Below are 22566 nucleotides of genomic sequence, written 5' to 3' on the forward strand. Positions count from 1 at the left end.
GGCCGCCGCTCGGTGCGGGGCCATCACCGAACGCCTGAACCGGGCGGATGCTTTCTGGAGGATCGTGTCCCCGCTGTTGACCGTCGTTGTGCCGTTCTACAACGTCGAGGAGTACCTGGAGGCCTGTCTGGAGTCGGTGCAGCAACAGACGCTGCGCGACATCGAGGTCATCATGGTCGACGACGGGTCGCCCGACGGCAGCACCGCGATCGCCAAGGAGTTCACCCAGCGGGACGAGCGGTTCCACCTCGTCCAGCAGCAGAACCAGGGCCTCGGACCGGCCCGCAACACCGGCGCGAAGCATGCCAAGGGCACCTACATCGCGTTCCTGGACTCCGATGACATCGTCCCCCGCTACGCCTATGAGCTGATGGTGGGGACGCTGAAGGAGACGGGCTCGGACCTGGTCTGCGGCGGCGTCCGGCGGCTCACCTCGGCCGGCCCGCGCAACTCCCCGATGCACACCGAGATCTTCCGGGTCACCGACAAGAGGACCCACATCACCAAGCGGCCCGACCTGCTGGGCGACCGCACCGCGTGGAACAAGGTCTTCCGCCGGGAGTTCTTCGAGGCCAACTCGTTCGAGTTCCCGCCCGGGCTGTACGAGGACGCGCCGGTGACGATGCCGGCGCACTTCCTGGCCTCCTCGGTGGACGTGCTGAACGACGTCGTCTACTACTGGCGCGAGCGCGAGGGCGAGTCCCAGTCGATCACGCAGCGGCGGACCGAGCCGGGCAACCTCGAGGACCGGGTGCGCACCACCCAGACCGTCACCGCGTTCCTCAAGGGCCGTTCCCCGGCGCTGTGGCGGGCGCAGCTCACCAATGTGCTGTCCGGCGAGCTCCCGCTCTACATCGACGTGGCGGGCGACGGCGGCCCCGAGTACCGCGAGCGCCTGCGCACGCTGGTGAACGACGTCGTCGCCGAGGCCGACGAGGCGATGCTGGCCGAGCTCACCGCGCTGAAGCGGCTCAAGTACTTCCTGATCCAGAACGGGATGATCGAGGAGCTGCTGGAGGTCATCAACTACCAGCAGGCCCGGATCTTCACGGCGGGCGTGGTCCGTCAGGGCGACCGCTGGTACGGCGAGTACCCGTTCTTCCGCGACCCGCGGCACCAGGTCCCCGACCGCCTGTACGACGTCACCGCCGAGCTGACCATGCAGGGCCGCGCCGACACCGCCTGGTGGCAGGACGGCAAGCTGCGGATCGCCGGGCACGCCTACATCACGCGCATCCCGATGACCGACCCGAGCACCGACCCCGAGGCCTGCGGGCTGCGGGTCTGGCTGCGGCACGCGAGCCGCGGCACCGAGGTCGAGCTGCCGGTCACCCGCGTGCACCGGCCGGACGTGTCGGCCGACTCGCGGCGCGCCGCCGCCGACTACGACTGGGCCGGGTTCCAGGTCGAGATCGACCCGGCGGTGCTGCGGGTCAGCCGCTACCGGGTGCTGCGCGCCTCCAAGTACCGCATCCTGCAGGCGCTCCGTTCGGCCAACTGGGAGCTGCACGCCGAGGTCATCGCGCCCGGCGGGCTGAAGCGCGAGGCGCCGCTGCGCGGCCCGCGCCGCGCCGACATCCAGTGGGCGGGCGGCCGCGAGGCCGCGCCCGGTGTGGTGATCCGCCCGGTGACCGCGGCGGGCGACCGCTTCACCGTCCAGGTCAAGCAGCTGAACGCGCACCTGACGCACGCGCACGTCGAGGGCCCGCTGCTGGTGCTGTCCGGCCGGATCGGCGACGCCGAGGCCGCCTCGGGCGAGCTGGTGCTGGCCCGCCGGCAGGGCATGGCCGAGGCCCGGCTGCCGCTGACGCTGAACGGCAAGGGCGCGTTCTCCGCTCGCGTGCCGATCGACGTGCTGGTCTCGCACGCCGCCGACACCGCCGCGACCATGCACACCTGGGTCACCGAGGGCCTGGACTGGGACGCCTCGGTCCAGCTGACGGGCCAGAAGAAGCCGGTGCGACTGTCGGTCGGCGACGACGTCGAGGTGCGCCACTCGCTCGGCACCGACGAGATCGTCGTCACCCGGACCAAGTTCGGCAACCTGCGCATCCTGGAGCGGCCGCGCCGCTGCGTGGTCACCGCCACCGAGTGGACCGGCGACGGCCGCCTGATCCTCACCGGCGAGCTCGCGGCCGGCGACCGTCCCGACCATCTGATCGTCCGGCTACGCACCGGCGGCGACGCCCACCCGGTGCCGCTCACCTGGGGCGATGACGGCATGTGGCGGGCCGAGCTCGCGCCGACCCGCATCCCGCTGTTCGGCGAGGAGCTGCCGCTGGCGACCGGGCACTGGGGCTTCTTCGCGCCGATGGCCGACGGCGACATCGCGGTGTCGATGTCGCGCGCGTCGGTCGCCGACATCCACCCGCCGCACCGCGTCGGGCTCACCGAGTTCATCCTGCAGACCTACCAGGGCGACGCGCTGCGGCTGGAGTCGCGGCCCGCGCTGGACGACGAGGAACGCGGCGTCTACGGCCTCAAGCGGATCGCCGAGCGGGACTACCCCGCCTACCTGGCCGAGCCGCTGCGCGACATGGCCATGTTCGAGAGCTTCCGCGGCCGCCAGTACTCCGACAGCCCGCGGGCGATCTACGAGGAGATGGCCCGGCGGCTGCCCGACCTGGAGTACGTCTGGGTCACCAAGGACGGCCAGTTCCAGCCGCCCGAGGGCGTACGCACCGTCGTCTACGGCAGCCGCGAGCACTTCAGGACGCTCGCCCAGGCCAAGTTCCTGGTCGGCAACGACCCGATGCCCGAGTGGCTCCAGAAGCGCGAGGGCCAGTTCTACCTGCAGACCTGGCACGGCACCCCGCTGAAGCGGATCGGCTACGACATCGAGCGGCCCGCGTTCAAGAACGCCCAGGACTACCTGCGGCGCTTCAGCGCGGACGCCGCCCAGTGGGACGCGCTGGTGTCCCCCAACCCGTTCAGCACGCCGATCATGCGGCGCGCGTTCCGGTACGACGGCGAGATGCTGGAGTCCGGCTACCCGCGCAACGACCTGCTGGCGCGGCCCGACGCGGCCCGCGCCACCCGGGTCCGGACGCTGCTCGGCATCCCCGAGGGCAAGCGCGTCGTGCTGTACGCGCCGACCTGGCGCGACGACCAGGCCCGGGCGGGCGGCTACCGGATGGAGCTCCAGCTCGACCTGGACGCCGCCAGGCAGGCGCTCGGCGACGATCACGTGCTGCTGGTGCGCGGCCATTTCAACCTGGGCGGCGGCATCGAGGGCGCCGACGGCGAGTTCACCATCGACGTCAGCCGCTACCCCGACATCGCCGAGCTCTACCTGATCGCCGACGTCATGATCACCGACTACTCGTCGGTCATGTTCGACTATGCGGTGACGGGGCGGCCCCAACTGTTCTTTACCTATGACCTCGAGCGCTATCGCGACCAGCTGCGCGGCTTTTACTTCGATTTCGAAGCCGAGGCCCCGGGGCCGCTGTGTCATACGTCACAGGAGCTGATCGAGGCCATTCGCGACGCCGAGAGCGCCGCGCCGGGCTACGAGGCCCGCTACCAGGCGTTCCGGGAGAAGTTCTGCGCCTGGGACGACGGCCACGCGGCCGCCAGGGCGGTCGACCGGATGCTGCGCGACGCCTGATCATTCGTTCACGAACGATCTCCCGAGTCACGACTCGGCGACAATCAGGAAGACCGCATCTGGACAGCGGATAACATCGATTGCCGACCCCGACCTTTCCGGCGGGGCCGAGGCATGCGGTTCTGGGGCGGGCGCATGCCGGTGAACCGATTTGATCTTGAGGTTCGCGTGACCCGCGACCGGGGAAGCCTCTCTTCACGATGAAAGGACACCTCTCCATGGCGAATTTCACGCTCGAGGACGTTCGGCAACGGACGTACAAGGCGCGTGACGCATGGTGGACGGTACTGCTGGTCGACCCGCTCGCCTCACGTCTGGTCCGGTTCACCGCGAACCGGACCAACATCACGCCGAACCAGCTCACCGTGGGTGCGCTGCTCCTCGGCCTGGGCGCCGGCGCCTCGTTCTACCTGCACTCCTGGCCATGGCTGCTGCTCGGCGCGCTGCTCTACCACCTGTCGTTCACGCTCGACTGCATGGACGGCAAGATCGCGCGGCTGAAGGGCACCGGCTCGATCTTCGGTGCCTGGCTCGACTACATCTTCGACCGCGTCCGGGTGCTGGCCTGCGCGATCCTGCTGATGGGCGGGCAGTACGCGGCGACCGACAACGTGGCCTACATCTGGACCGCGGTCGCGGTGGTCTTCCTGGACATGCTGCGCTACATGGACGCGCTGGAGATCTACAAGGTCCGCGGCCAGATGCGCAAGAAGCTCGACACCGCCAACGAGGAGCTCGCCGGACTCCAGCTGCTCCAGCGCCGCCTGGCGGGCGAGGTCGACCCGGCCGTCGCCGTCGACGAGCCCACCGCCGACAAGGTGCTGGGCGCCGACCCGGACGCCGACATGGAGGACCAGGTCCTCGGCGACAACCCGAACGCCGCCCTGCAGGAGAGCTTCAACAAGAAGTTCTCCTGGTACGCGCGGATCCGCAACGTGCTGAAGGCCGGCCGCATCCGCCCGCACCTGATCAGCGGCATCGAGTTCCAGATGGGCGTGTTCATCGTCGCCCCGCTGGTCGCCGCGGTCATCCCGGGCGCCATCATCCCGGTCGTCGTCCTGTCGGCCCTCGGCATGCTGGCCTTCGAGTTCGTGATCATCTACAAGTTCTGGCTGTCCAGCAAGGACTTCACCCGCCAGATCGCCAAGGTGGACCGGAAGATCGCCGACGTGCGCGACCAGCTCCCGCAGGAGATGCTGGAAGAGCCGCTCGTCCGCAACTGACGTCTCGTTCGAACGGCCCCTGATCAATCTGATCAGGGGCCGTTCGGCTGTCCGGGGCTGTGCCCTGCCGTCTGAGGGCTGCTCAGCCGCGGAACGCGCGGCGCAGCCGGCCGAGGACGCCGAGGACCTCCACCGAGAGGTTGCCCTTGACGGTACGGAACGGCCGTCCGCCGCGGCCGCCCGACAGCGTGGCGCCCTTCGGCGCCGCCGCCCGCAGCTCTCCGGCGGCAGAGCCCTCGCCCACCTCGCACGAGACGTCCCAGGAGCCGGTGGCGGCGCCCTGCAGGGACAGCTCCCCGGAGAACGCCAGGGTGTCGCCGGACGCCTCGACCGCCAGGTCGGCCGTCTTGGTCTCCTTGCTGTCGCGATGCCGCAGCAGCGCCCGCATCGGGACCGTGCCACCCGAAGTCGCCGCGGTGCCCGCCAGGCGCAGCACGCGCGCCTCGACGGTCGCCCGGGTCACCTGGATCAGCGGGTCCTGGCCGGGCGCCTCGCCGCCCGCGTTGAACGCCAGCACCCCGGTGCCCTTGGTGAGGTACGGGGTGACGCAGGGCGTGCCGTTCAGCACCGGGACGATCCGGGTGCCGGGCAGCGCGACCTTGGGCTTGGGGGTCGGGGTGAGCTTGCCCTCGCGAACGATCTTGCCGACCCGCACGACGGCGTACGGGTCCCAGCGCCCGGCGGGCAGCGGCCCGCCGCCCGCCACGGTCGCGAAGTCGATGTCGGCGGTGAGCTCGGCCGTCCCGTCGGGCAGCAGCGGCACGCGGTGCTCGACGTTCTCGTCGCGGAGCCGCAGGATCAGCTCGGCGCGCTGCTCGGCGGGGTCGACCCGGTCGATCCGCGCGGTGATGCTGACGGCCAGCCGCCCGTCGCGCCATTCGACGCCGGTGAGGGCGACGCGCTCGTGGAGCCTGGTGGTCTCGAAGACCTCGTCGGGGACGTCCAGGCCCGCCTCACGGAAGCCGGGATAGGCCACGAAGGCGCGGTCACCGTCCACCACGATCGGCGGCGGGTCCTCGGCGTGCACGTGGGCGGCCCGCTCGACGAGTTCCTCGGGCCCGTTCTTCAGCGCGTGCGCCACCACCCGCATGTACGGCGAGAGCGCCTTCATGATCTGCGGGTTGGCGTACTCGGCGAGGATCTCGCGCGCGGCCGCCTTGGTGTCGGCCCGCTCCCCCTCGTCGAAGTGGACGTAGCGGGGGTCGAAGCGAGAGAAGACCTCGATGGCGAAGTGCCTGCGCAGCAGGCGGTCCCGGGTCTCGCCCGGCTCGGTGTGCGCGGTGACGTACTCCATCAGGTCGGCGATCTGCGGGAAGTAGCCCTTGGCCGGGGCGCCGCCGAGCTGCAGCGCGCTCGTGCCGTCGTCGCGGTCGACCCAGTAGTAGTAGTCGTAGTCCGACAGCACCGAGACGCCCGCGGCCTCGAAGTAGGCGCGGACCGCGAAGATCTGGTCCTCGCCCGACAGCAGGCCCTCGGGGAAGCGGATGCCGGCCTCGTCGAGCATCTTGCGCCGGTAGAGCTTCAGCACGGTGATGCTGCCGTAGAGGTTAGGCACGGCGTCGTAGATGGTGGTGAACGGCACCGTCTTCTTGAACAGGTGCGGGTTCACCTTGCGGCCGACGCCCACGTACTTGGGCACCACCACGTCGGTGCTGTTCTGGTCGGCGGCGACGACCATCCGTTCCAGCGCCTCGGGGCCGAGGTGGTCGTCGGCGTCGAGGAAGAAGACGTACTCGCCCTCGGCGCGGTCCAGGCCCACGTTGCGCGGGCGCCCGGGACCGCCCGACGGCGGCTGGTGGACGACCGACAGCGTCGGGTGCTCGGCCGCGAGCCGGTCCAGCGTCTCGCTGGTCCCGTCGGTCGAGCCGTCGTCCACCGCGATGATCTCGATCAGCTCGGCCGCCAGCGTCTGGTCGACCACCGACCCGATGGCACGGACCACCGATTCACGGCAGTTGTGCACGGGCAGGATCACGCTGACCTTCGGCGCCCCCATGGATCTCCCAAACCAGACAAGTGTCACTTCGTCAAAGATCGAAGACGTACGACCCGGTGCGGAGGTTGACAAATGGGCCGAAAGAAACCGATCTTTCTGGTCAACGAACGTAGACCATCCTGCCGTTCCTCAACGGGCCCGTCAGCCGGTTGCGAACGTCCCGTCACGCTGCGCTGGGAAGAGGCAGGTCAGCGTCCCCACACGGCGGCCACTCCCGTATCCGGCCGCTGTGATGAGTCTCACCGCCACCCGGTCGTCAGGCCCCGCGCACGCGACGGAGACCTTGACCCGGGCCAACGCGTCGCGCACCTGCACGACGCCCGGCTTGCTTCCCTTCGGCGACCGTACCAGCCCGGTGAGGAGCAGGCGGGCGTCAATGGACGAACGTGATACCGGCAGGTTCGTGAGGTAGTGGGTGTTGGGATTGACGGCGTTCACACGCGTCGAGAAGAGCGGAACCGTGCGCATGTAGAGAGGCGGCATCAGGACCGTGCCCGTGCCCCGCGCGGCCCGAACGACGGCGCGCGCCGTGCCGAGTTCGATCGGGTCGGCCTTCCACGACGGACGGCCCTCCAGCCTCGATCCCGCAGCGTGCGACCAGAGCGGAGTCCCCGCCAGGAGCAACGCGACGCCCAGGAGCACGGCGGGCACAGCGGCCGCCAGGCCGACGGCGCGAGCGGGCACGCGAGCCAGCACGCGAGCGGGCACGCGAGCCGGCACGCGAGCGGGCAACGTGGTCAGGGGCGCGAGCGCCCGCCTGACCTGAACCGTGGCCAGGAGCCCGATGAGGACGGGCGCGGGGACGACCCACATCGTGCGCCACATCACCTGCCCGGCATGCGTCGCCGTACCGATGAAGTCCAGCACGCCGTCCACGAGCAGAACGGACGTGACGGCCGCCACCCCGGCGACCATCAGCGCCGGAGCACCACGGCGGGCCAGCCACGGGCCGAGCCAGATGGCGCAGCCCGCGAGCACGCCCATGAGACCCGACATGAAGACCCAGGAGAAGCTGATCGGTGCGTCGGTGAAGATGCCCGACACCTCGTTCCGGCCGCCCGCCAGCGCGACGAGCGCGCCCGCCGCCAGCGGGTAGACCGGCACGGCGGCGACGGCGAGGGCCGCGCGGAACCGGCCGGTGGCGAGCAGCGGCCCGGCGGCCGCGGCGGCGACCATCGGGACGACGAACGCCGCCGAGGAGGTCAGCCCGGTCGCCGCGACGCCCGCCGCGACGGCGAGGCACAGCGCCACGGGTGAACGCCGCTCCGCCCATCGCGTCAGGTACACGTACAGCAGCGGGATCAGGGCCGACACGAACATCGCCTTGCCCTGCCACATTCGCAGCAGGTGGAACGCGCCCAGCGAGGCCGGGCTGAGGCCCGCCCAGAGCAGGTACATCGCGGCGATCGCGAAGCACGCGAGCAGCCGCCTGGGCGCCCATTCGCGAACGAGGCGCCACATCGCCCACACGGCCAGGAAGACGACGAGCGGCAGGAACCCGTACCAGAGCAGCGACGCCGCGGGCACGCCGAGCGGCCGTGCCACCGACCCGACCAGCACCTCGATGGACGACACCGGCGGCTCACCGGCGACCGGTCCCGCCGTGCCCTGGGTGAAGATGACGTCCCGGAACGGGATGCGCCCGTGCGCCGCCGTCCAGACCGAGCGGGACACGAAGTAGGAGTCGTCCGCGTCGGTGTTGACGACGAACAGCGACGCGACCGCGAACCCGGCCGCCGTGAGCGCGGGGATCAGCGTTCCGCCGCGTCCGGCCCGCGCGGGAGCCTCCCCGGCGTCGGCCGTCGCGTATCCGCCCCGCAGGAACGCGACCGCCGTCGCCGCGATGCTGAGCAACCCGAACGTCCAGGCGGGCCACCAAGGAAACCCCGGCCCGTGCAGGCCCGCCGCCGCCCCCGCGACGACCCCGGAGGCCATGGCCAGCGCGGGAAGCGACCAGTCGATGCGCGGTGAGGTTTCGGCTGAGGGCTCAGCCGGGGACTCGACGTTTCCCTGTGGTGCCGCCCAACGGGCGTACAGCACAGCCAGAACGGCGAGGGCCGGCAACCAGGCGGCCAGCAGCACCCACGTCGGCGCCCGCAGCGCCAGCCCCACGTGATAGACGACCGTCCATACGGCGAACGCCACCAGACACAGATCCGTCAGCGCGTCCAGCATGAACGTGACCCGGCCCCGGCCACTCGTGATGATGCCGAGCCCGGCGCGTGTCCGCTCGCTGATCCGGTCTGTCAGCACGAGCCCGTCCCCCCACGCCATCCCACAGAACAGGTACCCGGACCGGGGGCTCACACCGCAGGAGAATTTTCCATGAATTGCTGGCAACGTTCATGGGGGCCTGAAACGTCTCTCTTGTGAGGCTTCTCCGCTCCGCATGGCCGACCGACGGATTAAAGGGAACGCGAACAGAGCTTTCGGACAAGTACGGGACAAGAGCCAGCTGACCGACGAAAGGCGCCGCCATCGTTGAGATAACTGCGGGCCAGGGCACGTACCCCATCGGGCCGTCCCTGACGACGACGCTGATCGTGATCCCGGCCCTGAACGAGGAACGCGCCATCACCGGCGTGCTGCACGAGCTGGCTCTGTGCTGCCCGGACGCCGACGTCCTGGTCGTCGACGACGGCTCGTCCGACGGCACCGGCGCCGCGGCCGAGGCGCTGGGGGTGCCCGTCGTCCGGCTGCCGTTCAATCTCGGCGTCGGCGGCGCGATGCGGGCGGGCTACCGCCACGCCCTGCGCCACCGCTACCGGGCCGTCGTCCAGGTGGACGCGGACGGGCAGCACGACGCCTCCTACATCCCCCGGCTCGTCGCCGAGCTCGGGTCGGCGGACCTGGTGATCGGCGCGCGGTTCGCCGGGGAGGGCCGGTACTCGGCGGGCCGGGGCCCGCGCCGCTGGGCGATGAGCATGCTGGCCGCCGTCCTGTCGCGGCTGGCCGGAACGCGGCTCACCGACACGACCAGCGGGTTCCGCGCCGCCGGTCCGCGCGCCATCGAGGTCTTCGCCGAGCACTACCCGGCCGAGTATCTCGGCGACACGGTCGAGTCCCTGGTGATCGCCGTGCGGTCCGGCTGCACCGTGCGGCAGGTCCCGGTCGCGATGCGGCCGCGCGCCGCCGGCCGGTCCAGCCAGTCGCCGCTCCGGGCGTCGGTCTACCTGCTGCGCGCCTTCGTCGCGCTCGGGCTGGCCCTGGTGCGCCGTTGGACGCCCACGTCCCCGGCGCGCTCCTCATGACCGTCTACCAGCTGGGACTGGCCGGAGCCGCCATCTCGCTGCTGGTGATCTTCGAAATGCTCCGCCGGCGCCGGCTCCGGGAGAAGTACGCGATCACCTGGGTGGTCGTCGCGCTGTTCATCGTGGTGATCGCGGTCTTCCCGGGCGTGCTGACCTGGGCCGCCGAGCTCACCGGCGTGGAGGTCCCGGCCAACCTGCTGTTCTTCGGCGCCAGCCTGGTGCTGCTGGCCCTGAACGTCCAGCTCAGCTCGGAGGTGAGCCGGCTGGAGGACAAGGTCCGCACCCTCGCCGAGGAACTCGGCCTGCAGCGCCTGCTCCTCCAGCAGCTCGAGCAGGCCGCCGCCGAGCGCGAGGACGCCGGCCATGAGAAGGGCACGGGCGGCGAGGTCCACGAGATCAGCGAAGGCCCATGAGGGCGCTGAGGACGGCGCGGGCCACCGCGGGCTCCACCTCGGTGGCCTCGGGAACGCTGACCATCGGCGCGGGCCTGGTGCTGCTCGGGCTGTCGGCCACCGTCTACCTGGTGCTGTCGGCCCGGGCGGTCGGGCCCCGCGAGTTCGCCTCGGTCTCGACCCTGTGGACGCTGGTCTACACCTTCGGCATCGGCGCGTTCCTGCCGTTCGAGCAGGAACTCGGCCGGGCGCTGGCACACCGCACCGAGCTCGGCCAGGGCGGGCGGCCGGTGGTGATCCGCACCGCCCAGGCCGCCGCGGTGACGCTGACGGTCCTGCTGGTCGCCGGTGCGGCGCTCGCACCACAGCTGGTGGACCGGCTGTTCGACGGCCATTGGGCGCTGCTCATCGCGCTGGCGGTCGCGGTCGCGGCGATGGCCGCGCAGTACGTCACGCGCGGGGCGTTCGCCGGCTCGGGCCGCTTCGCCTGGTACTCGGCCCAGCTCGGCATCGAGGGCGGGCTCCGGATCGCCGGCTGCGCCGTTCTGTTCCTGCTGGGGACCGAGACGATCGGGCCCTACGCCTGGATCCTCGCCATTGCGCCGCTGACGTCGGTGCTGCTGACGGCGCCGGGCACCCGCCGAGGCCTGCGGCCCGGCCCGGCCGCGGCCTGGGAGGAGGTCTCGGTCAACCTCGGCTGGCTGCTCGCCGCCGCGATCTGCGCGCAGGGCGTGGCGAACGCCGCCATGGTCGCGATGAAGCTCCTGGACCCCGACGGCGACGCCGCCGGGCAGTTCCTCGCGGCCTTCGTCGTCGCCCGGGTGCCGCTGTTCCTGTTCCAGGCCGTTCAGGCGGCGCTGCTGCCCGGGCTGGCCAGGGCGCTAGCCGCCGGGGACCGGCAGGGGTTCCACCGGGAGCTGCGGCACGTGCTGACCGCCACCGGAGCCGTCGCGGGAGCGGGCGTGCTGGGCTCGGCCGTGCTCGGCCCCCAGGTGCTCGGCCTGGCCTTCGGTTCGGAGTTCTCCCTGGGCCGCCTGGACATCGTGGTGCTGGCGGCCGCCACCGGCCTCTACATGGTCGCCCAGGTGTTCCAGTCGGGGCTGGTGGCGCTCAAGCGCCATCGGGACAACGCCATCGGCTGGTCGTCCTCGCTGGCGGTCTTCGTCCTGGCCTGTCTCGTCCCCGTCTCCGCACTGCACCGGGTCGAGCTGGCCCTGGTGCTCTCCTGTGTCGTCGCCGCGGGCTACATGAGCGCGCGGCTGTTCACCGCCTCGAACGTCCCCGATGGAGTGACCTCTTGATCAGCCGTTGGACCAGCCGCTGGATCGGCACGATTCCCGCCCGCCTACGGCTGCCGCTGCTCGTCTACGCCGTCACCCAGCTGATCCTGCTGGCCTGGTGGGCCTCGTACTACCCGGGGCTGATGAGCTACGACTCCATCTCCTACGTCTGGCACGTCACCACCAACCATTGGATGGCCAACCACTCGGTGGCCTACGACGGGCTGGTGTGGTTGTCGCTGAAGACCGGCGGGGGCCTCGGCCCGCTCACGTTCCTGCAGACCGTGGCCGCGGCCGCGGTCCTGGCGTACACCGCCGACGTGCTGCACGCCCTCGGCGTGCGGGCCCGGTGGGCGGCCACGGCGGCGGTGGCCACGGTCGTCCTGCCCACGCTCGGCACGTTCGTGGTCTTCGTGTGGAAGGACGTCCCGTTCACGCTCTCGGCGGTGCTCGCCTTCGCCGCGACCGGGCGCCTCGTCGCCCGGCGGCGGGCGGGCGCGACCGGCTTCCCGGCGCGAGCGGTCGGGCTGCTGGCGCTGGGCTTCCTCGGGCTGGCGCTGTTCCGCAACAACGGGTTCCTCACCGCGATGATCGCGGCGCCGATCCTGATCGTCGCGCTGTCCGGCCTGCGCCGCGCGATCGCCGTCGCCACCATCGTGCCGATCATCGTCTCGTTCGTCCTGACGGGCTGGGTCTACCCGGCGCTGGGCGTCCAGGGCGCCGAGCCCGCCCTCACCTATGCCTCCGCGTACGCCGACGTCTCGGTCGCCTACGTCCAGCGGCCCGACACCTTCACCAAGGCGGACAAGCGGCTGATGACGCAGGTCGCGCCGCTGGACCACTGGGCCTACGCCGGGAGCAACTGCTACAACTCCGACTGGCTGACCAACAAGCCGGGGTTCAGCAAGTCGGCCGCGAACCGGCTGAACGACCGGCTGCTGGACCTCTGGATGCGCACGATCAAGCGATCCCCCGACGTGGTCGTCGGAGCCCGGATCTGCCGGGGCTCGATCGCCTGGGCGGTCTTTCCCGGCCCCGCCTATCTGGGCGGGCACACCGCCGTCGGTCCCAGCCAGATTCCGAAGGACCGGTTCAGCTGGGCGCTGCCCGGCGGGCGCATGGAAGGCAGCCCGTACCTTTCCGAGCTGAAGATCCGGCCGCTGTCGCAGCCGGTCCACGACGCCGCCGAGTTCACGCGCCGGCTCAGCCTGACCCCGCAGTTCGAGTGGCTCCTGCAGCGCGCGCCGATCTGGTGCTACCTGGGCTATCTGGCCATCGGGCTGTACGCGTGGCGGCGCCGTACCCCGGCGGCCTGGGCGCTCGCGGCCGTGATCGTCGGGGGCCAGCTGGGCGTGCTGGCGGCCAATCCCGCGCAGCTGTTCCGGTACATGACGGCGCCCATGATGCTCGGGATCCTGACGCTGCCGCTGCTGACGACGCCCCGGCGAACGCGGGCCGAGGCTCAGACCGACGAGGAGCGGACGGCCTCTTCCTCTTCGTCCGCCTCGGCCTCTGCCTCCGACTCCAGCCCTTCAGCGTCGTCCTCTTCGCCGGGCTTGACCTCGGGCTCGACCTCGGACTCAGGCTCGGACTCCGACGCCGGGGACGCCGAGGACGCCGCCTCGGGGGCCACCGCCTCCACGGCGAGCGCGGGCCTGCGGGCGCCCGGGACGAGGGCGAGGACGGCGGCCAGCGCGGCGAAGGGGATCGCGGGCGGGATGTAGCGGTAGTCGAAGTCGGCGGTCGCGGCGGGGATCACCAGCAGCGCCGCGGCCATCGACCACGGGAGCAGCACCGAGCCGCCCCAGCGGCTGCGCGGCCTGAGCCTGATCACGATGCCGGCGAGGCCGACGGCCATCAGCCCGCCGAGGACCGGTCCAGGGGTGTACCAGCGGTCCTGGTAACCGCGGATCCAGGCGGCGTCGGGCTCGACGACGCGGATCTCGCCGGTCGTGCCGCCGTACTGCTCGGCGAGCAGCGACTCCTCGTCCGACCATTCCTCGCCGACCGGGAAGCGCAGGTTCTGGTAGGTCCACGGCGTCGGATACGGCTCGCGCTCACCGCCCTTGAACGCGCGGAAGGTGTCGCGGACGACGACGTCGGCGTAGTCGCGCGGCTGGGCCTTCACGGCCTCGTCGGCGAACTCCCCCGCGAGCTTGTTGCCCTGCTCCCCGTAGATCCCGCCGGGGATCCTGGTGAACGGGGAGTCCTGCGTCCACAGCGAGCGGAACGCGGGGGCGAGGGCGGGGTCGCTCGGCGGGTTCTTCGGGCACATCACGGCGAGCTCGGGCCTCGGCTTGATCTTGGCGCAGTCGGCGAACGACATGACCCGGCCGTACATCCAGACGTTGTCGGCCGCCGAGACGGTGAACTTGCCCCAGTGGTCGTCGTACCACTTCATGTAGGCCAGGAACGGCACCGCGAAGACCGCTCCGGCGGCCAGCACCGAGGCGAGGGTGCGCCGCCAGCCGCTCCAGCGCAGCAGCAGCGCGAGCACGATCAGCGCGAGCAGCGGCAGCCCGGCCAGGCGCGTCACGGCCGCGCAGCCGATGAGCCCGCCCGCGAGCGCCCCGGTCCACCAGCTCACCCGGGGCCGCCACAGCACGACCGTCACCGACGCCATGAGCAGGAACGTGAACAGGCTGTCGGCCAGCATCATGTGTTCGAGCTGGATGGTGTTCCCGTCGTACAGCGGCAGGATCGCGGCGGCGGTCGCGGGCACGCCCGGCAGCAGGATCCAGCGCGGGAACGCGGCGCGCACGTGCCGCCAGACCAGCGCGTACACCATCACGCCGACCAGCGCGCCGAGCGCGGCCTGCGCCGCGACGACCATGCCGAAGTCGTGGAACGGCTCCAGCCCGCGCAGGAAGATCGAGTAGCCGCTGGGACGCCCGATGTGCGGCCGGAACGCGATGGCCGCGTGCAGGTAGCCGTAGGAGTCGCCGCCCCACAGCGGAGCCGGGTAGCCGTGCGCGGCGATGACCCTGACCCCGACCGCACCGGCCAGAACGAAGGTGAAGAGAAGATGAGCCGCGACGAAACGTCCGGTTCCCCTGAAAAGACGCGTTAGGGGCCGGGTACTCACTGCATAAGCTTAGCGAGGTTCCGAGGGCTTCCCTTCTCGAAGACACTCGCCACGGGGAAGTAGCTCTCCAGGAAAGCGAACACCACCTGTCCCTGCTCTTCCGGGGAAAGATCGCCGTGGTGGGTGTCGTTCAGGCAGATCACTTCGTACTGCCGCTGCGTGAGGATCTGCGTGAGGCGCGGGTGCTGGGTGGCGTCGCCGACGTTCACGTACGTGGACTTGATCTCCCCCGGCACGCTGCGCCCGGTGAAGAACCCGACGTAGTGGTGCAGCGACGACGGGATCGCGATGTCGGTGTGCGCCCGCACCTGGCTCGCGGCCGTGGTCGCGACCTCCGCCGGGAAGCGTTCGGCGATGTCGGCGAGCACGTCGCGCCGCAGCGCGTGCGGGGTGTGCAGGAACGCGTGCGTCAGCGTGTGGCCGAACGCCTCTTCGATCAGCCTGCGGTTGTTCTTGCCCGCGCTGAAGTTGAAGTCGTCCTCGGGCGAGACCGGGGTGAGCGGGACCGAGGTCGGCGACTGGAAATGCCTGGCCGTTCCGCTGGAGTGGAAGAACCGTTCCGCCGTCACCGGCGAGCCGAGGAAAACGTCGTCGTTGAAGTAGAGGAACTGGTCCGACAGCCCGTCGATGTGGTGCAGCTGCGACTCGATGGCGTGCGAGTTGAACGTCGGCAGCAGGCCCCGATCACCGAAGATCTCCCGATGGTCGACGATCCTGATCTTCGGGTGTGAGGTGTCGAGCCAGGCGGGCACCTGGTCGTCGGTCACGAGGTGGATCGTGCGCACCCAGGGTGCGAACATCTCCAGGCTGCGCAGCGAGTAGCGCAGCTCGTCGCGGGACCGGAAGCGCGCGTCCGATCCCGCGGCGTCGACCGGCGGGCGTCCCATCGCGGCGAACGCCTCGTTCCGGCGGCTCCGCCAGTCCGGGTCGTCGCCGTCGACCCAGGTGTAGACGACGTCCACGGGGAACGCGACGTCGGCGACCAGCGTGGCGTCGAGCGCGGCGACCGACGGGTACTCGCGGTCGCCGATCCGGACGCGGCCCGGCGTCATGGCAGCGGCGGGCACGGTGTCGCCCAGCAGCGTCCGCCTGGTCGGGACCAGGATCCCGACGGAGTCGGCCCGGGGGGTGTGGGGGGTCGGTCCCCCTCGGGTGGTACTGCTCTCGTCGTCATCCTCGGTCCAGAACTCCAGGTCGCAGCCGTAGGCCGGGCCGTAGCTCAGGGTGCGCGACGAGGTCACGACGGGCTGGAAGACCCGCAGGCCCGCGAGGTCGACCGCGTCCTCGATCTCGGCGACGAGCGTTCCGGCCGCCGCTCGCCCACCCGCGCGCAGCGGCTCGGCGTAGACCGCGTCGTCGGCGTACGCGCCGGTCAGCGCCTCGATCGCGGCGGTCCGCTGCCCTGCCCGGACCACGACGCGATGACGCACGCCCTGGTCGCGCAGCAGCTGGTACGCCACCCCGGCACGGTCGAGGGGGCCGGTCACGATCTCCAGGTTGGCGCGGGTGACCTCGGCGGGCATGAGGTCGTCGGTGACCCGGCAGAGCCGCCCGCCGAACCGTACGAGCCCGGCCTGGTCCGACTGCAGCCGGTGCTCGCGCCGCCCGGCCTCCCCGCTGAGCGGCGGAACGGGCGGCGGGACGGCGGGCGCGAAGCCCGATCCGCCGGTCCGTGTCGTCCAGGCGGCCAGCCGGTCGGCCTTGACCGCACCGCGGTCGGCGTCGTCGCGCCCGTCGAGCAGGTCCGCGTAGAGGCGTTCCCAGTCGCCCATGACGCGGTCGATGTCGTACTGCCCGGCCGAGGCCAGCGCGGCGGCGCCGAACTCGCGCAGCATCCTCGGGTCGCCGATCAGCTTGATGAGCGCGGCGGCCAGGCCGTCGATGTCGTCCTGGGCGACCAGGAAGCCGTTCTCGCCGTGCGTGATGATCTCGGCGGGCCCGGTCTGGCAGTCGTAGCTCACCGCGGGCACCCCGGCGGCGAACGCCTCGGTGAGCACCAGCGGGAAGGCCTCGCCGTCGCGGGAGGTGAGCAGCGCGATGCTGGACTTGGCCCACTCCTCGGCCATCCGGCCGGTCGGGCCGAGCAGCTGGACCTGGTCGTGCAGCCCGAGGGCGCTCACCAGGCGGCGCAGCCGGGTCAGCTGCGGGCCGTCGCCGAACACGCGCAGCACCCAGTCCGGATGCACCTCGGCCACCTGGGCGAACGCCCGGATCGCATGGTCGACCTGCTTGTCGGGCACCAGGCGGCGCGCCATCGTGACCGACTTGCCGGTGAGCGACGAGCGCGGCCGGAAGCCCGCCGGAACGGCGTTCACGATGACCTCGAGGCGCGGCGCGCAGTCGGTCAGCGTCTCCTCGAACCACTCCCGCGTCCGTTCGGTCAGCACGACCAGCGCGTCCAGGCGCGGCGCGTACCGGAACAGCGGCTCGCCGGTGCCGCCGCGGATCTGCGACGGGCGGTGCTCCTGGTGAACGGTCAGGACGCGCGCGGGCGGCAGCGTCGTGGTCACCGCCATCAGCGCGGGCGAGGTCGACACCAGCACGTCGGTGTCGAGCGCGCGCAGCTCGCGTTCGATCTCCAGGTCGCTCAGCCGGTTGAACGCCTTCTCCCAGCGCGGGTCGATCAGCCGGCTCGGGCTGCCCGCGAGCGTGCGGCACAGCTCGTCGTCCAGGTCGCAGTCGCGGACCGGGCGCGGCACCGGGCCGGTCTCGTCGACCAGGTAGCGCACCGGCACCCCGCCGCCCACCTCGAAGAAGCGCTCGGCGCTGGTACGGAAGACGCTGACGATCTCCACGTCGTGGTCGGCCGCCAGGTGCTCCGCCTGGGTGTAGATCGCCCGTTCGGTGCCGCCCATGGCGTCCGCCCAGGTGAGCATGAACGTGATCTTCACAGCGGAACCTCCGTGGAGCGGGCGCCGGGCGAGCAGGCCAGGGCCAGGTCGCCGTTGCCGGTGTAGTAGGTCCGGACGCGGACCAGCGTCGCGGCGTCGACCGCGATCGTGCGTTGCGGGACGCGCAGCGTCCGGCGGGGATCGCGCACGTCGTGCAGGTGCCGGCCGACCCGGAGCGGGGCGTGGTCGGGGATCACGGCCATGACGTTCCAGACCACCTCGCCGGCCTGGCCCTCGCGCACCATCTCGGCCAGCGGCACCCGCGCGCCGAAGACGCCGTTCGCGGATGTCGCGGGGACGGTGAACGCCGCGCCGCCGCGAGCTTGGAAGCGCAACGCGGCTTGGGGTGGCGGTGTGACGCCGGCGAAGCGCACCTCGACGTCGAACCGCGACAGGGTGAGCGCGAGCCGCGTCACCTCGGCGGACGGCTCGGGTGCGGCCACGCGGAGCGCCCACAGGCCGGTCGGCGAGATCTCCGGAACGAACCGCGCCCCGGTCTCCGCGCAGGGCGGGGACGTGACGGTCGGCCCGCCGGGGTCGGTGATGGTCGGCGCGTCCGCGAGCAGGCGCAGCCGTCGATCCCCGCCCGCCGTGCCGTAGGAGAGGGCGACCTTCCAGCGGCCCGGGGTGAGCGGGACGCCGCCGTCCAGGTCGGCGCCGAGCACGACGGTCGCGCTCACCGAGCCGTCCGCCGAACGTTCGGCTGCGGCGCGGTGCTCCTGGCCGAGCCGGGTGAAGACGACCTCCACCGGGCCGTTCTGCCCGGGGCCTGGAACGTGCAGGTTGAGCGTCCGGCCGTCGAGGACGGCGAAATAGTCGGCGATCGCGGTGGGGCCGTTGCGGCTCGCGTGGTCGAGGCCTGCTCTCGCGGCTGCCGTACGGACGGCCGCGTCGGCCTCCCTGCGCACACGGCGGCGCGCGCTGACGGCCCTGGTCTCGGCCTCTTCGCGCACGCGCTGCGCGAACCACGTCGGGTCCGTGCGGGCCAGGCGCCAGTATCGCTTCATCCTCAGCTCACCTCCTGCCATCGCCAGGCGGACGATGCGCTGCGGCGGGCGATGTTCAGCCGTCCGTCCACGCCCAGGGCAGCGATGACCGGCTGGCCTTGCGCGTCGAGGGCGATACCTGGCGCGTGTACGAACAGCGGTCCGGAGTGGGTCCACGCGCCCGTGTCGGAGATGGCCACGGTGCCCAGGTCGTCGCGTCCGGCCAGCACTGAGGCGCCTGCGGAGCCGATGGGGCCGTGGCCTCCGGGTCCGGCGAGGTCGGTGGGCACGGCGGTCCAGCTCCCGCCGGGTCGCGAGGCGCGGAACGCGAGGGTGCTCGCCGTTTCGGGGACGCGTGCGAGCAACGTGAGGCCCCCGCCCTTGGTGTCTGTGCTCATGGTGAGCGGGCCGGTGACCGGGCCTGGGGTGGCGGTGTAGGTGCCGCGGCCCATGGGGGCGCCGGGCTCTCGCTGCCGCCAGTGCCACAGGCCCGGAGTGCCGGACGGCCGGTCCCAGCGCCAGCCGACCGGGGTCGCGGCGCCGAACAGCTCGATCCGCCCGGTCGCGTCGGTGCCGGTGGCGAGGCCGTCCTCGATGCGGTGGCCGCCCAGGTCCTGCCATGGGCCGAACGATCCGTCCGCGCGCTGGGTGCGGCCGCTCACTCCCAGCCCGCCGTTGCGGCTGAAGATGGTGATGCGGCCTCGGCCGTCGATGGCGGGGACGGGCGCGCCGACGTCCCGCTGCCGAGCCGTGGCGTGACCGGCCGGATTGCCCAGATCCTGCCATCGCCCGAAGTCGCCGCCTGGTCGCGGCCGGGTCGCGTACAGAATCCGGTAGCGCGGCGCCGTGATCGACGAGCCCGCGGATACGCGGACGCCGAAGACGGCCAGGCGTCCGCCGGGCAGTGCCAGCAGGCTCAGGTCCGAGATGAAGCCGGGGCTTGAGATGGGGCGCCCGGCCCGCCATGCGCCGTTCGGCGCGGTCTCTTCCCAGAACGTCACCCGGCCGGAGACGACGGCGACGGCGGCCATCCGCCCGTCGGCCAGCGGCGCGATCCAGCCGGTGGTGCCCGGGTAGCGCGCGCGGGTGCTCTGCGGCCAGCCGTTGAGATCCCCCGTACGCCCGACCTGGAGATCGGCGTCGCCGTAGGTGCCGATCAGCGCCATCTTGTCGCGCTCGGCGGAGGCGTCGAGGTTGTGCGGCCAGTGGCGGTTGTCGTAGCCGCGGTAGAACTCGGTCACGACCGGGAGGTGCGCCGACGACTCGTACCGCCAGATGGCCCGCCAGGCCAGCTGTGCCGTCGCGGTGTGGTCGGGGTGATCGATCCGGTGGCCCTTGCCCTTGCGGTCGTAGCCGCGTTCCGGGTCGGGGTCCTGCGCGCGTACGACCGTGGGCCGCAAGCGTGCGAGCAGGCCGGCGAGCTGCGCGATGAGTTCGTTCCGCGTGTACGAGAGCCGAGCGGGGGCGAGGCTGCCGCGCGCGGGTCTGGTGTCGAGGGCGCGGACCGAGCCGTCCCACAGGCCTGACAGCCGCTGCATGCCGCCCGGCCGCCGCCAGGTGCCCACGTCGAGAAAGACCAGCCTGACCTGCGGCGCGTCCTGGAGGTGGTCCATCTCTACGGGTCCGGCGGCGGTGGAGATCGTGCTCGCGATCCAGCGGGCCTGCGGCGAGCCGGTGGCCATGCGGGCGTAGGCGCGGCGGACCCCCTCGTGCCGTGCCGCCGAGTACGAGGTGTAGTCGACCGGCGCGGTGCGGCCCTGCCCGCGGCGGGCGTTCCTGCCGTTCGCCTCGGCGGCCTCCACATAGATCGTGGCGACCGGGTCACCGGCCTTGATCGCCTGCTCCACGTCCGGGTTCATGAAGTACAGGTCGTCGTCGGGATGCGCGACGATCTGGACGTGCGAGGCCCGGGGCGCGGCGGTGGGCGTCGTGCGTCCCGCGGCATGGGCCGTACGCGAGGCGACGCCGTGGGACCGGTGCCCGCCGACCCCGACCGCCGCGACGACGGCGAGCAGCGTGGCGGCCCCGGCTCCCGCCCGCAGCCCCCGGCGTCCCACCCCGCGTCCCGCCCCAGGGCCCGCCCCGCTCTGCTCAGCCGAGCTCATATGGGCTCGGCACGGGGAAGTAGGCGGGCAGGAAACGGTCGGTCAGCTCTTTGTGGACGGCCTGGCTCTCGGCGTCGGACTCGGTGTCGTTGACGCAGAAGACGTCGTACTCGCGTTCCGCCAGCACGGCGCGCAACCGGTCCGAGGCGTCCGGGCTGGCCAGGTTGATGTAGCGATACCTCAGGTCGGCCTGGACGGCTCGGCCGGTGGCGAAGCCGTAGAAGTGGTGCAGCGACGACGGGAGCGACACGTCGTCCTGGTGCCGGAACTGGTGGTGCGCGGTCTCGGCGATCTCCGCCGGGAAGCGCTTCTCGATCTCGTTCAGCACGCTGCGGCGGAGCGCGTGCGGGGTGTGCTTCACCCGGTGCGTGATCACGCCGCCGAACGTCTCCTCAATGAGGCGCCGGCTGTTCTTGCCCGCCGCCGTCGCGGGCTCGTCCTTGCCGGAACGGACGCGCAGGTCCACCTGCTTGCTGGACGGGAAGTACTTGGTCGTCCCGTTCGGGTGGAAGAACATGTCCGGCGTGACCGGGCGGCCGAGCAGGACGTCGTCGTTGAAGTAGAGGAAGTGCTCCGACAGCCCGTCGATGCGGTGCAGCTGCGACTCGATGGCGTGCGAGTTGAACGTCGGCAGCACGCCCCTGTCCTGGAAGAGCTCCTTGTGGTCGATGACGGTGATGCCGGGGTGGGTGACGTCCAGCCATGCCGGGACCTGGTCGTCGGTCACGATGTAGACGTGGCGTACCCACGGCGCGAACATCGTCAGGCCGCGCAGGGAGTAGCGCAGCTCGTCGCGGCTGGTGAAGCGGGACTTGTTGATCGCCAGCTCGTGCCGTTCGGCATCGTTCACCGCGCCGAGGGCCGCGTCGCGGCGGTCCTGCCAGGCCGGGTCGTCGCCGTCGACCCAGGTGTAGACGACGTCGATGGGGAAGTCGATGTCGTCCAGCAGCGGCAGGAGGGTCTCCTCGCGCACGGGGAACGTCACCGCTCCGTGCGACTCGGGTCCGGCGAGCGCCGTGAGCCGGTCGGAGGTCACGCGGACGATCGGGCCCTCCAGCGGAAGCTCGCCCACCACGCGGTTCGGACGCGGCGCGACGAGCTCGCCGTCCACCGGCTTCCAGAACTCGACGACGCAGCTCAGCTCCGGCCCGAGCACCAGGTCGCCGTCCGGCGAGCCGAAGCAGCGGGTGATCCGGAACGTCGGGCGGCCGGCCATCGCCTCCCAGGCCTTCGGGCCGATCTCGGCCTTGGTGCCCTCGGGGTCCTTGACCGGGCCCACGTACGCGCCCGCCTCGGTCACGGCGGCCGCGAGCACCTCGATCACCCGGTCCCGGTCGACCTCGGAGACGGCGACGGCCGACTCCAGGCCCGAACGCGGGCGCAGGCAGAAGTGGTGGATCGACGCCGCCTCCAGCGCGCCCGTCACCAGCTGGAGAGTGTCCTCCCAGACCTGGAGCGCGCTGAGCTCGGGCCGCAGTTCGGCCAGGCGGCTGCGCCCGTGGTGCTTCACGACGCCCTGCTCGGCCTCGAAGTGCCGGTGCCGGAGGCGGAACCGGGCGTTCTCCACCCGGTTCCGCACCTCGGGGTACAGCAGCGCCTTCAGGCTTCGGCGCACCGGCGCGGGCACGAACCGGCGGACGCCGGCCGGCCTGGACTTAGCCACCGCGGCTCTCGTTCGCGTGCATGGGGCAGCCTCCTAGCGTGTCAACTGTGACGAAAGTGACCGTCTTTACATCACATAAAGGAC

General features: G+C 71.8%; 12 protein-coding genes. 6 read left to right on the plus strand and 6 right to left on the minus strand.

Going from position 1 to position 22566, the window contains the following annotated elements:
* Positions 1-76 precede the first annotated feature (76 nt).
* Together J4573_RS15275 and J4573_RS15280 are read left to right on the plus strand one after the other, a co-directional pair.
* Complete coding sequence (locus tag J4573_RS15275; RefSeq protein WP_208256091.1) at positions 77-3610, plus strand: bifunctional glycosyltransferase/CDP-glycerol:glycerophosphate glycerophosphotransferase; 3534 nt, start codon at positions 77-79, stop codon at positions 3608-3610.
* Between the two features lie 218 nt (positions 3611-3828).
* Positions 3829-4833 carry a CDP-alcohol phosphatidyltransferase family protein gene (locus J4573_RS15280; protein WP_208256092.1) on the plus strand — a complete coding sequence of 335 codons (1005 nt, stop codon included), beginning with the start codon at positions 3829-3831 and terminating at the stop codon, positions 4831-4833.
* An 82-nt stretch (positions 4834-4915) separates the two neighbouring features.
* Here the strand turns inward: J4573_RS15280 and J4573_RS15285 are convergent, their stop codons facing one another.
* Both J4573_RS15285 and J4573_RS15290 read right to left on the minus strand, forming a co-directional pair.
* Positions 4916-6829, minus strand: coding sequence for a glycosyltransferase family 2 protein (locus J4573_RS15285; protein ID WP_208256093.1), 1914 nt, complete (start codon positions 6827-6829; stop codon positions 4916-4918).
* 141 nt (positions 6830-6970) lie between these two features.
* Complete coding sequence (locus J4573_RS15290) at positions 6971-9082, minus strand: DUF6077 domain-containing protein (protein WP_208256094.1); 2112 nt, start codon at positions 9080-9082, stop codon at positions 6971-6973.
* 290 nt (positions 9083-9372) lie between these two features.
* Between J4573_RS15290 and J4573_RS15295 the strand changes: the two genes are divergently transcribed.
* From J4573_RS15295 to J4573_RS15310, 4 genes are read left to right on the plus strand one after another with little or no spacing between them, the layout of a single operon-like run.
* Positions 9373-10080, plus strand: a complete 708-nt coding sequence (locus J4573_RS15295) for a glycosyltransferase family 2 protein (RefSeq protein WP_307796644.1) — start codon at positions 9373-9375, stop codon at positions 10078-10080.
* Entirely contained in the window at positions 10047-10493 is a 447-nt protein-coding gene (locus J4573_RS15300) for a DUF2304 domain-containing protein (protein ID WP_208256095.1), read from the plus strand. Before J4573_RS15295 ends, J4573_RS15300 begins: the two co-directional genes overlap by 34 nt.
* Positions 10490-11773, plus strand: a complete 1284-nt coding sequence (locus J4573_RS15305; protein WP_208256096.1) for a lipopolysaccharide biosynthesis protein — start codon at positions 10490-10492, stop codon at positions 11771-11773. The genes J4573_RS15300 and J4573_RS15305 overlap by 4 nt, the downstream gene beginning before the upstream one ends.
* Positions 11770-13476 carry a DUF6020 family protein gene (locus tag J4573_RS15310; RefSeq protein WP_208256097.1) on the plus strand — a complete coding sequence of 569 codons (1707 nt, stop codon included), beginning with the start codon at positions 11770-11772 and terminating at the stop codon, positions 13474-13476. The genes J4573_RS15305 and J4573_RS15310 overlap by 4 nt, the downstream gene beginning before the upstream one ends.
* A gap of 1357 nt (positions 13477-14833) precedes the next feature.
* Here the strand turns inward: J4573_RS15310 and J4573_RS15315 are convergent.
* Genes J4573_RS15315 through J4573_RS55305 form a run of 4 tightly spaced genes read right to left on the minus strand, consistent with a single transcriptional unit; the run spans position 14834 to position 22482 of the window.
* Entirely contained in the window at positions 14834-17728 is a 2895-nt protein-coding gene (locus J4573_RS15315) for a stealth family protein (RefSeq protein ID WP_208256098.1), read from the minus strand.
* Positions 17725-18735 carry a hypothetical protein gene (locus J4573_RS15320; protein WP_208256099.1) on the minus strand — a complete coding sequence of 337 codons (1011 nt, stop codon included), beginning with the start codon at positions 18733-18735 and terminating at the stop codon, positions 17725-17727. Before J4573_RS15320 ends, J4573_RS15315 begins: the two co-directional genes overlap by 4 nt.
* Before the next feature lie 2 nt (positions 18736-18737).
* Positions 18738-20771: a PIG-L family deacetylase gene (locus J4573_RS15325; RefSeq protein ID WP_208256100.1), complete on the minus strand. Its 2034-nt coding sequence runs from the start codon at positions 20769-20771 to the stop codon at positions 18738-18740.
* Positions 20772-20805: 34 nt separating this feature from the next.
* Complete coding sequence (locus J4573_RS55305; RefSeq protein WP_208256101.1) at positions 20806-22482, minus strand: stealth family protein; 1677 nt, start codon at positions 22480-22482, stop codon at positions 20806-20808.
* Between the last annotated feature and the right edge of the window lie 84 nt (positions 22483-22566).

This window comes from Actinomadura barringtoniae, from assembly GCF_017573505.1.
GTDB classification, from domain to species: domain Bacteria; phylum Actinomycetota; class Actinomycetes; order Streptosporangiales; family Streptosporangiaceae; genus Spirillospora; species Spirillospora barringtoniae.